The 12601-nt window shown below is 72.1% G+C and carries 10 protein-coding genes; 4 read left to right on the top strand and 6 right to left on the bottom strand.

Annotated elements, in window-relative coordinates:
• Nucleotides 1-43: 43 nt before the first annotated feature.
• Nucleotides 44-1168 (bottom strand): ferrochelatase, encoded by a 1125-nt coding sequence (locus ABZY45_RS24920; RefSeq protein ID WP_356743130.1) that lies wholly within the window; start codon nt 1166-1168, stop codon nt 44-46.
• 127 nt (nt 1169-1295) lie between these two features.
• Here ABZY45_RS24920 and ABZY45_RS24915 point away from each other — a divergent pair, with 127 nt between their 5' ends.
• Entirely contained in the window at nt 1296-2540 is a 1245-nt protein-coding gene (locus ABZY45_RS24915) for an MFS transporter (protein ID WP_356743129.1), read from the top strand.
• On the top strand, nt 2500-3819 hold the full coding sequence (locus ABZY45_RS24910; RefSeq protein WP_356743127.1) for a D-arabinono-1,4-lactone oxidase: 1320 nt from the start codon (nt 2500-2502) through the stop codon (nt 3817-3819). The genes ABZY45_RS24915 and ABZY45_RS24910 overlap by 41 nt, the downstream gene beginning before the upstream one ends.
• Nucleotides 3820-3897: 78 nt before the next feature.
• Here ABZY45_RS24910 and ABZY45_RS24905 read toward each other — a convergent pair whose 3' ends face one another.
• Nucleotides 3898-4950, bottom strand: coding sequence for a hypothetical protein (locus ABZY45_RS24905; protein WP_356743125.1), 1053 nt, complete (start codon nt 4948-4950; stop codon nt 3898-3900).
• A gap of 493 nt (nt 4951-5443) precedes the next feature.
• Between ABZY45_RS24905 and sepH the strand changes: the two genes are divergently transcribed.
• Nucleotides 5444-6508 carry a septation protein SepH gene (sepH, locus tag ABZY45_RS24900; protein ID WP_356743123.1) on the top strand — a complete coding sequence of 355 codons (1065 nt, stop codon included), beginning with the start codon at nt 5444-5446 and terminating at the stop codon, nt 6506-6508.
• 200 nt (nt 6509-6708) lie between these two features.
• Here the strand turns inward: sepH and ABZY45_RS24895 are convergent, their stop codons facing one another.
• Nucleotides 6709-7536, bottom strand: coding sequence for a sulfurtransferase (locus ABZY45_RS24895; protein WP_356743122.1), 828 nt, complete (start codon nt 7534-7536; stop codon nt 6709-6711).
• A gap of 239 nt (nt 7537-7775) precedes the next feature.
• On the opposite strand from ABZY45_RS24895, the gene ABZY45_RS24890 reads away from it, so the two are divergent.
• Entirely contained in the window at nt 7776-8552 is a 777-nt protein-coding gene (locus ABZY45_RS24890; RefSeq protein ID WP_356743121.1) for a VOC family protein, read from the top strand.
• Nucleotides 8553-8712: 160 nt separating this feature from the next.
• Here ABZY45_RS24890 and ABZY45_RS24885 read toward each other — a convergent pair whose 3' ends face one another.
• The 3 genes from ABZY45_RS24885 to ABZY45_RS24875 all read right to left on the bottom strand — a co-directional run bounded on the left by ABZY45_RS24885 (nt 8713) and on the right by ABZY45_RS24875 (nt 12551).
• Nucleotides 8713-10506 (bottom strand): ABC transporter ATP-binding protein, encoded by a 1794-nt coding sequence (locus ABZY45_RS24885; protein ID WP_356743119.1) that lies wholly within the window; start codon nt 10504-10506, stop codon nt 8713-8715.
• Between the two features lie 178 nt (nt 10507-10684).
• Entirely contained in the window at nt 10685-11128 is a 444-nt protein-coding gene (locus ABZY45_RS24880; protein ID WP_356743118.1) for an SRPBCC family protein, read from the bottom strand.
• Between the two features lie 160 nt (nt 11129-11288).
• Nucleotides 11289-12551, bottom strand: coding sequence for a DUF6357 family protein (locus tag ABZY45_RS24875; RefSeq protein WP_356743116.1), 1263 nt, complete (start codon nt 12549-12551; stop codon nt 11289-11291).
• Nucleotides 12552-12601 lie beyond the last annotated feature (50 nt).

The following is a 12601-nucleotide window of genomic DNA, read 5'->3' as shown; positions in this document are numbered from 1 at the left end:
GCGCCCGGGGACGGCGGCTGGTCCGGCCCCGGGGCGGCAGGGGTCAGAAGGGGCTGTCGGCTCCCGCGGCGGCCGGCTTGGGGGCCCTGGCCGGGCAGCAGCCGACCGGGCAGAGGTCGTGGGAGGGGCCGAGGGCCCCCAGGGCGCACGGCGCGACCGGGCGCTCCAGCTCGGCGGCGGCGCGCTCCAGGAGGAGTTCACGCACGGCCGCGGCGAACCGGGGGTCGGCGCCCACCGTCGCCGACCGGCGCACCGGCAGCCCCAGCTCGGCCGCCTTCGCCGTGGCCTCGGTGTCGAGGTCGTACAGCACCTCCATGTGGTCCGAGACGAAGCCGATGGGCGCCATCACGACCGCGGGGACGCCCTCGCCGTGCAGCGTCTCCAGGTGGTCGCAGATGTCGGGCTCCAGCCAGGGGATGTGCGGTGCACCGCTGCGCGACTGGTAGACGAGCCGCCAGGGGTGGTCGACACCGGTCTCCTCGCGCACGGCCTCGGCGATCAGCCGGGCGACGTCCAGGTGCTCGGCCACGTAGGAGCCGCCGTCGCCGTGCGTCTCCACCGGCCCGGAGGTGTCGGCCGCGGAGGTCGGGATGGAGTGCGTGGTGAACGCGAGGTGCGCACCCGCCCTCACGTCCTCGGGCAGGCCGGCCAGCGAGTCCAGCACGCCGTCGATCATGGGCCGTACGAAGCCGGGGTGGTTGAAGTAGTGCCGCAGCTTGTCCACCCGGGGCACGGGGAGCCCTTCGGCCTCCAGCGCGGACAGTGACTCCGCGAGGTTCTCGCGGTACTGGCGGCAGCCGGAGTACGAGGCGTAGGCGCTGGTGGCGAGCACGGCGATGCGCCGACGTCCGTCGGCGACCATCTCGCGGAGGGTGTCGGTGAGGTACGGAGCCCAGTTGCGGTTGCCCCAGTAGACGGGGATCTCCAGGCCGTGGTCGGCGAAGCCCGTGCGCAGGGCGTCGAGCAGGGCCCTGTTCTGCGCGTTGATCGGGCTCACGCCGCCGAAGAGGAAGTAGTGCTTTCCGACCTCCTTCAGCCGTTCCTCGGGGATGCCCCGGCCACGGGTCACGTTCGCCAGGAACGGGACCACGTCGTCGGGACCTTCGGGACCACCGAAGGAGAGCAGCAGCAGAGCGTCGTAAGGAGCGGGACCGCGCAGATCGGACATGCACCCGATCCTGCCACCCGCCTCCGACAGCCCGGCACCCGCCGTCGGCGCGTCATGGACGCGCGACGGGCGCCCGTAAGCTGTATCGGCCACCCGTACACCTGTCAGGCTTCACCGGAGCTCTCCCTTGCCCAGCCCCTACCGCGCCATCTTCGCCGCCCCCGGCGCCCGGGAATTCTCGGCGGCCGGATTCTTCGGGCGGATGCCGCTGTCCATGATGGGGATCGGCGTCGTCACGATGATCTCCCAGCTCACCGGCCGTTACGGGCTGGCAGGTGCGCTGTCGGCGACGCTCGCCATGGCGGCGGCGGTCATGGGGCCGCAGGTGTCCCGGCTGGTCGACCGTCACGGGCAGCGCCGTGTGCTGCGCCCCTTCACCCTGTTCGCCGCCGCGTCGGTCGCGGGGCTGCTGGTGTGTGCGCAGCAGCGGCTGCCCGACTGGACGCTGTTCGTCTTCGCGGCGGGCGCCGGCTGCGTCCCCAGTGTGGGTTCGATGGTCCGGGCGCGCTGGGCGGAGATCTACCGGGGCTCGGGCCGGCAGCTGCATGCCGCGTACTCCTGGGAGTCGATCGTCGACGAGGTGTGCTTCATCTTCGGGCCGATCCTCTCCATCGGCCTGTCCACCGCCTGGTTCCCGGAGGCCGGGCCGCTGATCGCCGGCGTGTTCCTGGTGATCGGCGTCTTCTGGCTGACGGCCCAGCGCGCCACCGAGCCCAGGCCGCACCCCAAGGAGCACCACACGGGCGGATCGGCGCTGCGTTCGTCCGGGCTCCAGGTGCTGGTGGTCACCTTCGTCGCCACCGGGGCGATCTTCGGGGCGGTGGACGTGGTGACGGTGGCCTTCGCCGAGGAGCTCGGCCACAAGGCGGCGGCGAGCCTCGTGCTGGCGGTCTACGCGCTCGGTTCCTGTCTCGCGGGTGCCGTCTTCGGGCTGCTGCACCTGCGGGGCAAGGCGTCCACCCGGTGGCTGGTGGGGGTGTGCGCGATGGCCGTGAGTATGATCCCCCTCCAACTGGCCGGGAGCCTGCCGTTCCTGGCCGTGGCGCTCTTTGTCGCGGGCCTCGCCATCGCACCGACGATGGTCACCACCATGGCCCTCGTCGAACAGCACGTACCGCGCACGCAGCTCACCGAGGGCATGACCTGGACCAGCACCGGCCTCGCGGTCGGAGTGGCGCTCGGCTCCTCCGCCGCGGGCTGGGTGGTCGACGCCTCGGGGGCCGAGGCGGGGTACGCGGTGCCCGCCGTGGCGGGAGCGCTCGCGGCCGCGGTGGCGTTCCTGGGGTATCGCCGGCTCGCGGGGCCGGCTCCTAGGGGAGGGCGCGGGGAAGATGACCGACACCTACGCACGGACGACGAGCACGTGGCGTAACTGGGCGGGCAATGTCAGTGCCCGGCCCGCGCGCGTGGCGTCCCCGGCCTCCGTCGGCGAGCTCGCCGAGGTGCTCCGCAGGGCGTCCGAGGACGGTCTGACCGTCAAGCCCGTGGGCACCGGACATTCGTTCACGGCGACCGCCGCCACCTCCGGGGTCCTCGTGCGCCCGGACCTGCTGACCGGCATCCGGGACATCGACCGTACGGCCATGACCGTCACGGTCGAGGCGGGCACCCCGCTGAAGCGGCTCAACGCCGCGCTCGCCCGCGAGGGGCTCTCCCTCACCAACATGGGCGACATCATGGAACAGACGGTCGCCGGGGCCACCTCCACGGGCACCCACGGCACCGGCCGGGACTCCGCCTCGATCGCCGCCCAGATACGTGCCCTGGAGCTGGTCACTGCCGACGGCACGGTGCTGCGCTGCTCCCCCGACGAGCACCCGGACGTCTTCGCCGCGGCTCGTGTGGGGCTCGGGGCACTCGGCGTGGTCACCGCCCTCACCCTCGCGGTGGAACCGGTCTTCCTCCTGACGGCCCGCGAGGAGCCGATGTCCTTCGACCGGGTCACATCGGATTTCGATCAGCTGGTCGCCGAGAACGAGCACTTCGAGTTCTACTGGTTCCCGCACACCGGGAACTGCAACACCAAGCGCAACAACCGCAGCGCGGGCCCCGCGGCCCCTCCCGGCCGGGTCAGTGGCTGGATCGAGGACGAACTGCTCTCCAACGGGATCTTCCAGGTCGCGTGTTCGGTGGGCCGGGCGGTCCCCGCCGCCATCCCCTCCATAGCCGCGCTCTCCAGCCGCGCCCTGTCGGCGCGCACGTACACCGACATCCCGTACAAGGTGTTCACCAGCCCCCGGCGGGTGCGGTTCGTCGAGATGGAGTACGCCCTGCCGCGCGAGGCCGCGGTCGAGGCGCTGCGCGAACTCAAGGGCATGGTCGAGCGCTCGCCGCTGCGGATCAGCTTCCCCGTCGAGGTGCGCACGGCTCCGGCGGACGACATCACGCTGTCCACCGCCTCGGGCCGGGAGAGCGCCTACATCGCGGTGCACATGTACCGGGGCACGCCCTACCAGGCGTACTTCACCGCCGTCGAGCGCATCATGACGGGCTACGACGGCCGGCCGCACTGGGGCAAGATCCACACCCGGGACGCCGCCGCCCTGGCCGGGAGCTACCCCCGGTTCGGCGAGTTCACCGCACTGCGCGACCGGCTCGACCCGGACCGGCTGTTCGCCAACGACTATCTGCGCCGGGTGCTCGGGGACTGACCGTGCCGGCGCCGGCCGCCTCGCCGCGAGGGGGCCGGCGCCGCGGCTGAGCCGGGGGCGGATCGGCCGGACAGCCGGTCACCGCTCCGCGTCCGCTCCTGCCGCGCTCTCCTCCTGGGCCGGGGCCCCGTCGGTCGACGTGGGGTCCGGCGCGACCGACGGCGCGCCCTCGCCAGGTGTCGCGGGGGCGGTGGGCTCCGGTGTCGCACCGTCGGACGCGGAAGGCGTGGGGGTGGGATCCACCGTCGAGCCGTCGCCACCGGTGGTGCCGGGCTGTGCGCTCCGGCCGTCCCCCGGGTCCGTACCGGGCGTGGTCGCCTCCCCTCCGTCCGGCCGGCCCCCGTCGTCGTCGCCGTTCCCCTCCTCGCCGGTGCCGCCCGTGTCGGACGAGGGTTCGGGTGAGGTCGCCCCCGCACCGCTGTCGCCGCGCACCACGGAACCGACGGTCGTGCCGCCGTTGCCCCCGAGGTCGTGCCCGGAAGCCAGTTCGTAGACGGTGATTCCTGCCATGGACAGGACGAATACGCCGGTGGCGGCGAGAGCCGAGCGCTTCCATCCCCGGACGCGGGTGCCGTGCGTACGGGCGTCGGAGTAGGCGTCGTCGCCCGGCAGCGCTCCCCCGGGGCCCGGCGCACCGGAGTGCGGGCCGCCGGAGCCCGCGTCCTGGGGGACCTGCCTGAGCAGCCTCGTCGCGTCCGGATCACCGGGCCGGGCGCGGCGCAGCACCGTGGTGGGGTCCGCGCCGGGATCCACCGCGCGCAGCACCGTGGTGGGGTCCGCGCCGGGATCCACCGCGCGCAGCACCGTCGTCGCGTCGTCCTCGGGCCGCCGGGGCGTGGACGTCGTCTCCCGCGTGCGCACCGTGACCTGACGGCCCGCCGGGTGCTTCACCTGGACGGTGACTTCGCGGATCTGCTCGCCCGTGCGGCGGAAGAAGTGCTGGAAGACGGATCCCCCACAGGTGGCCACCACGCTCATCACGCCCGCGCCCGCGATCGTCCCGTACACACCGAGCTGCGAGGCCATCACCGCCGCCGCCACCGCGGCGACCGCGCTGCCCGCCACCTGCGGCAGGCTCAGATCTATGCGCCTTTCCTTGCGTTCCGCATCACTCTGCGGCTCCTGAACCATGATCAGCCCCTGCTCGACAACTACCCCACCTTGCACCAGGAAGGGACATTTGAGCGAATCAGATAGTTCCGTTTCTGGAGATTTTGTGAAGCAGCACACGCGCCACGGGCATGTCACCGACAGCGGGGTACCCAACTCCCGTACCCGGTGAGAACTTGGACGGCGCGCCGTCCACCCTGGTGGCCCGAATGGAGTACTGTGGCGAGCCCTGGGGCCGGACTCCCACACGGGTATCCGGAACCTACGGGAGGGAGCCGCAAGGCACCCGAACCGGCGGCGCCGCGGCATCGCACGGGCGCCTGCTACATGGAGCGACCAACCGGTCGCTCCGCGTTGTGAACAGGTAACCGTGCCATCGCGGCGGTCCAGGGCCAAGGCCCGACACGCCGGGTAACTTGGCAAGGTTGTGGCAGGCTGAACCCGGGCAGGTCACACTCGACTAGCGGAAGCAGCGACGCACGTGACGTCGGCAGGCACCACCCGGGAGGTTCCCATGCCCGAACTGCGTGTCGTGGCCGTCTCGAACGACGGCACACGACTGGTGCTCAAGGCTGCGGACAGCACGGAGTACACGCTTCCGATCGATGAGCGGCTGCGTGCCGCCGTGCGCAATGATCGCGCCCGGCTCGGCCAGATCGAGATCGAGGTGGAGAGCCATCTCCGCCCTCGCGACATCCAGGCGCGGATACGCGCAGGCGCCTCCGCCGAGGAGGTCGCCCAGTTCGCCGGCATCCCGGTGGACCGGGTACGCCGCTTCGAGGGCCCTGTGCTCGCGGAGCGTGCCTTCATGGCCGAGCGGGCCCGGAAGACTCCGGTGCGACGCCCGGGCGAGAACACCGGCCCTCAGCTCGGCGAGGCGGTGCAGGAGCGCCTCCTGCTGCGCGGGGCCGACCGGGAGACCGTCCAGTGGGACTCGTGGCGCCGGGACGACGGCACCTGGGAGGTCCTCCTGGTCTACCGCGTCGCGGGCGAGCCGCACTCCGCGAGCTGGACGTACGACCCGCCACGACGCCTGGTCCAGGCCGTGGACGAGGAGGCGCGCTCGCTGATCGGCGAGACCGACGACGTCGCGGCGCCGGAGCCGAGCTTCCCGTTCGTGCCCCGGATCGCACGGCTGCCCCGTGACCGGCCGCTGGACCGTGCGCTCGACCGCCAGATCGAGCGCCCCTCCCCCTCCGCCCTCGAACCGGAGGAGCGGGTGAGCGGCGTGTCCGCCGGTGAGCGCGACTCGCTGACCAGCCTGCTGGAGGCGGTGCCCAGCTTCCGCGGGGACATGGTCGTGCCGGAACGGCCCTCGCAGCCGGAACCGCCCGCGCTCGAGCCCGCCTCGCAGGAGGAGCCCGAGGCGGACGAGCCTCCGGCCGCGGCGGCGTCCGCCGGCGCGGGTTCCGCCTACGCCGATGTGCTGATGCCGCGCGCCGTGGCCGGACACCGCGACCGGCTGACCGGGACGACGGACCGGCAGGCCGAGGCGGACGGGGTGCGCCCGGGGCGCCGGGCGGCGGTGCCGAGCTGGGACGAGATCGTCTTCGGCACCCGCCGGAAGAAGCAGGACTGAGGGCCCGGAAGGATCTTCTCGACCTGGGCGAGGGCCCGCACGCCGACGCGTGCGGGCCCTCGCTCGTTTCCTTCCGTAGACGAACGCTGCGGTTTCCCCACCGGGAGGCACCGGGCGGCACTGCGGGCGCACGTCCGGGAGCCGCCGGGCAGCCCTGGGCGCGGACGCCCGGACGTACAGCCGGCCGGTCCCCGCTCCCGTCAGTGCGGGGCCGGTCCGGTGGCGACAGGGCGGGACTCGTCCGCGGACCACTCCGACCAGGAGCCGGCGTACAGCGCGGCCCGCTGTCCGGCGATCTCCAGCGCCAGCACCTCGTGGGCGCCCGAGACACCCGAGCCGCAGTAGACGCCGACCTCGGTCGTGCCGTCGGCGCCCAGGGCCGAGAACCGGGAGGCGAGCGTTCCGGCGGCCAGGAAGCGGCCCTCCGCGTCAACGTTCTCGCTGGTCGGCGCGGACACCGCGCCCGGGATGTGACCGCCTACGCGGTCGATCGGCTCCACGTCCCCGCGGTAGCGCTCCGCTGCCCGCGCGTCGAGCAGCAGGCCGGAGCGGGCCAGTTCCGCGGCCCCGTCCGCGTCCAGCAGCCCGAGCGCTCCAGGCTCGGGCCGGAAGTCCCCCTCGGCGGGTGCCGGGATCGTGGTGGTGAGCTCACCGGTCCACGCGGCGAGACCACCGTCCAGTACGCGGACGTCCTCGTGACCGGTCCACCGCAGGAGCCACCATGCGCGGGCCGCGGCCCAGCCCTGGCCGCCGTCGTAGACCACCACCGGGGCGTCCCGGCGCACTCCGGCACGCCGCATGACGGCCCCGAAGGCCTCCGGGTCGGGCAGGGGGTGACGGCCGCCGCTTCCGGGCGGTCCTGCGAGCTCCGCGTCCAGATCGACGAACACCGCTCCCGGGAGGTGCCCGGCTTCGTAGGCGGCACGGCCGTGCGGGCCGCCGAGCTGCCAGCGGACGTCCAGGAGCACCGGCGGGCGCGGGCCGGTCGACTCGCTCTGATATTCGGATGCGGTGATGATGGGCTTCATGAGGGCCATCTTCGCGCAGCGCCCCCTCAGCCCGGCGTCCCACCGATACGCATGTACCGCCGCAAAACGGACTTCGGGGCAATCGGAAGCCCCGAAACGCGGCGCGGCCGGAGTGCCTCGGGGCCTGCGGGGTGCGAGCATCTGCACGGAGCGTGTGCACCCGTATCCGTACCCCTGGACGCCGTGCAGTTCCCGTCCCCCCGTACGGCCACCCCGATGGTACGAGGAGAGAGAAGAAGATGACCGAGGCTGCCACCCGGCGCCCGCCCGGAGCACCGTGCTGGGTGAGTCTGATCGTGCACGGCCTGACCGCGACGCAGGAGTTCTACAGCACGCTGTTCGGCTGGGAGTTCCGGCCCGGGCCCGAACAACTGGGGCCTTATGTCCGGGCCCTGTTGAACGGCAAGGAGGTCGCGGGCATCGGGCAGTTGCCGCCGGACCGGCACCTGCCCGTCGCCTGGACGACCTACCTGGCCACGGACGACGCGGACGCCACGGCGGAGGCGATCCGATCCTGCGGCGGGACGGTGGCGGTCGGTCCGCTCGATGCCGGCGACGCCGGCCGGCTCGCGATCGCGTCCGACCCGGGCGGAGCGGTGTTCGGCATCTGGCAGGCCGCCGAGCACCTCGGTACGGCCCTCGCGGGCACACCCGGCACCCCGGTGTGGAACGAACTGGTGACGCGCGAGACCTCGTCGGTCGCGAAGTTCTACCAGGCCGTCTTCGGGTTCGGGATCGAGGCGGTCGTCTCGGCCGACTTCGACTACCAGACACTGCACCTCCAGGGCCGCCCCGTTGCCGCCCTGCACGGCGTGGGGCATGCCCTGCCACGCGACCGGGGTCCGCACTGGATGACGTACTTCCAGGTCGCCGACACCGACGAGACCGCGGCACGTGTGGTGGAGCTCGGCGGACGCATGCTCCAGCCGCCGCGTGAGGGGTCGACGGGGAGACTGGCCACGGTGGCGGACCCGGAGGGCGCCGTGTTCACGATCGTCCGGCCGCCGGACCACTGAGGGATCGGCGCACCCATGACCCGGCTCCCGTCACGGCGTGACGCGGAGCGCGGCCCTGCCGGGGCGGTGGCCGCTTTCCTTCGCGGGAGCAGCCGCCGGCCGGGGCGGCCCGCCCCGCAACGTCAGGACGACGCAGCCGTGCTCCGGGAGGCGCCCGTCGTCACCTCGGCTGAGCGGGCTGGAGTCCCGCGTACACCCCGCCGGCAGCGAGCAGTTCCTCGTGCGACCCCACCTCGGCGATCCTGCCTCCCTCCATGGCCACGATGCGGTCGGCGCCCTGGATCGTGGAGAGCCGGTGGGCGACGACGAAGACGGTCCTGCCGTGCACGAGCCGGGTCAGGGCTTCCTGGACGAGCGCTTCGGAGCGGTTGTCGAGCGCGGAGGTGGCTTCGTCGAGCACCAGCACCCGCGGATCGCGGATCAGCGCCCGGGCGATGGCCAGCCGCTGCTTCTGACCGCCCGACAGCTGCGCGCCGCGCTCACCGATGACCGTCTCCAGGCCCTGCGGCAGACCTTCCACGAACTCCAGCGCGTTGGCGTCCCGGAGAGCCCGCATCAGCGTCTCCTCGTCGGTGTCGCCCATGCCGTACGTGACGTTGTCACGGATGCTGCCCTCGAACAGGATCGACTCCTGCGGCACCACCGACAGAAAGCGGCGGTAGGTACGGAGATCGAGGCCCGCCATGTCGGTCCCGTCGAGCAGGATGCGGCCGGAGGTCGGCCGGATGAAGCCGATGAGCAGGTTGAGGACGGTCGACTTGCCCGCCCCCGAGGCTCCGACCAGCGCGATGGTCTCGCCGGGCCGCGCGGACAGGGTGAACCCCTCGACCGCGGGCTCCCCGTCGTAGGCGAAACCGACACCCTCGAAGTCGATCCGGCCCGTGACGCTCTCCACCCGCGCCTTGCCGGCGTTGTTCTCCAGATCGGGCGCCTGGAGCACCTCGCCCGCCGAACGCACCGACTCCAGGCCCTTGGTGAGGATCGGGGCCAGGCCCAGCAGAGTCGTCACCGAGCCCGTCAGCACGGTGAAGAAGGCGCTGAGCATCACCACGTCACCGGCGGTGATCGCCATCCAGCCGTGGTACGAGACCAGGGCGGAGCCGGTGAGGCACAGGACGCCGAGCGTGTTGAGGATGACCCAGGCCAGCGAGCCGAAGCGGCCGTTGATCATGTCCAGGCGCAGACCGGCCGCGAACACCTGACGCAGTGAGCCGTCGACCCTGCCGAGCGCGGTCCTTTCGAGGCCGTGCGCGCGGGTGATGGGGATGAGGGTGGTCATCTCGCCGACTCGGGAGGAGAGTTGCTCGACCTCGCGGCGGAAGGACTCGTTGTGGCTGCGCAGCCGACCGCGCAGCTTCATCACCAGGAAGCCCGCGGCGGGCACCACCACGAGGAAGACGGGCAGGAACTCGGGCACGCGTACGCCGATGACGACGAGTCCGCCGATCAGCGTGACGACGGCTCCGAGCCCCATGTCGGAGCTCTGCTGCACCATTTGTTCCACGGCCTCCACGTCGCGGACGACCTTGGCCTGGAGCACGCTCGAACTGACCCGCGCGTGGTAGCCGATGGAGAGTTGCTGCATCCGCCGGCACAGCGCCGAGCGCAGGGTGATGCCCATGCGGCGGATGCTCCCGCCGAGGAAGCGGACGTACCACTGGTGGAGCGGATAGTTGATCACGAGGATGAACAGCAGGACGCCGGCGGACTTCCAGATCCCCGACTCGGGACCGTGCTGCACGACCACGTCGAGGACGGTCGCGGTGATCAGTGGCAGCAGCCAGATGGGGCTGTGCTTCACGACGAAGAGGGCGACCGCCAGGGCCAGTCGGCCGCGGTCGGGCCGGAAGAGATGGCCGAGGGTACGGACCGGGTTCTCGCCGCGGTAGCGGTGATCGAGGTGGTCGAAGGGTGCCAGGGGTTCGGCGGAGAGCGGGGAAAGCGCTTTCTTCATGGAGATCATCCCACCTGTTCCCTTCTCCGGCGACAACCCCCGTCCACGCAAAGAGACGGCCGAGGGGCGAAACGGCTCCCCTCGCACGGCGTACGGAGAACGCCGCACGGCTGCGGCCCGTACACACCCGGGGGTGTGTACGGGCCGCAGCCGTGCGGTGGAGGGCGGCGCCCCAGGGTCACAGCCCCCGGGGACCGTCGCCCGCCGCCGTCGACTCGGCCAGCTTCTGGAACTCGCCCAGGTCGTAGTTGGCCAGGACCGAATCGAGGTTCGTCAAGGCACCGAGGTGCTCCACGAAACCGTTGGGGTCGTACTCGATCTGCAGGGCGACCCGGCTCGATGTGTCGTCGAGCCGGTGGAACGTGACGACACCGGCGTGGTGCACACCTTCGATGGTCTTCCAGGCGATGCGGTCCTGCGGGACGACCTCGGTGAGCTCCGCGACGAAGCCCTTGTCGGCGCCCGGCAGGGACAACTGCCAGGAGAACCGGCGCTCGTCCATCGGGTCGACGCGGCGGACGTGGCTCAGGAACTTCGGCCACTGCGTCACGTCGCTCCACAGGGCCCACGTGACGGCGACGGGCGCCTTGATGTCGACGGTCTCGACGAGGGAGGAGGACATGGAGATCATCCTTCTTTCACTCGGTTGCGGCTTGCGCTGCCGCCTACCCGGCCCTCGGCGATGCACTCATGGCCACCGGCATACGAGAGCGTCAGAGCACTGGTCGGCCGTAAGGACGTCAGGTGACCGCGCACCCACCTCGTCCATGCTCCCGCCGGCGCTACTCGGTGTCGCGCCGCCGACGCGCGCGCTCGAACTCGGCGGCGTCCGGCATCCACGGGCCGTGCGGTTCGAGTGCGGCGCAGCCGCCGCGGACGAAGGCGCTCACCAGCGTGCGGTACCCGCCGATCCCGTCGACCAGGCCGTACTCGACCCGGTACTCCGGATCCGCCCCGCCCTCGCCCTTGTGCACCGTCGTGATCCGGGCGATCGAGTCCGCGTAGAAGTGGAGCTGAATCCCCTCGCCCTTCTCCTCGTCCTCGATGGTGAACACCTCGTTGTCCGAGGCGGATCGATCACCGACGAACTCCCAGAACTCCGCGGTGGCAGTGCGGGATCCGCCCGGGAGCCACTTCTTCTCGGCGCCCTTGTCGTCGGTGAACGACAGGATCCTCCTCCTCGCGCCCGCATCGAGGCGCGCACGGCCGTCGGCGGGCTCCTCCTCATCGTCCATGGGTACGCTCCTGGAGCGGCCCGCGGCTTCCGAGCACATCAGGAAGCTCACGGTACGCACCGCGTCATCGACGAGCTCAGGGTGTGCGCGGCGCACGGCCGCGTCGACCGTCGCCGTCATCCGGTCCCAGTCACGCTTGTCCGTGGCCCGCTTCCCCCGTCGCGGATCGCGGCCGATCCGCATCCCGGCGCACGCCTGCTCCGCGGTGGCGATCACACTCATGACCTCCGGCAGCAGTGTGGGGTCGACGGCATCGGGCGTCCGCCTCGGAACGGTCGCGCCGTGCAGGTACTGGCCCGTGTACTTCAGAATCGCGGCGTCGAGCGGGCCGAGCACCACTCCGCGCTCGGTGCGACGGCGGTCCGCGTGGTACCCCTGAGCCCGCTTGCCGTCGGATGTCTCCGTCGCCGCGCGCATCGCCGCGCAGACCTGACCGCGCTCGAGCAGACCGATGTCGGCCCCGTGGGCGACGAGCCGGCCCTTGTCCCACCGGATGTGCCGGAAGAAGGCGTCGACGTCCGCCGGCGGGGAGACGAGGATCGGGTCCAGGAGCGCGACAGCAGCGGCCTCGTCGAGCGGGCCCCGGGTTCCGGCCGCGTCGCACAGCGGAAGGACCGCGCTCCACAGCAGCAGGTGTCTGGCCAGGTCCTCTCGGATCACCGCGAGATGGGCTTCCCCGATCGAGAAGGTGAACGTGCGGGGCTCGTGGTTGGCGTCGGCCCCGGCACCGAGCATCAGCCTGAGGTCACCGTCCTCGCGGATCACGTTCGGGATCCAGCCGCTCGCGCGCGTGAAAACGATGTCTCTCATGGGCTCAGTCTTCCCCATCGGACGGGAGCAACGAGTCCCGCCTTCACCGC

It is taken from the genome of Streptomyces sp. NPDC006516, from assembly GCF_040611875.1.
Taxonomy (GTDB): domain Bacteria; phylum Actinomycetota; class Actinomycetes; order Streptomycetales; family Streptomycetaceae; genus Streptomyces.
The sequence above is the reverse complement of the archived record's forward strand: the minus strand, read 5'-3'. Positions and strand labels throughout refer to the sequence as shown.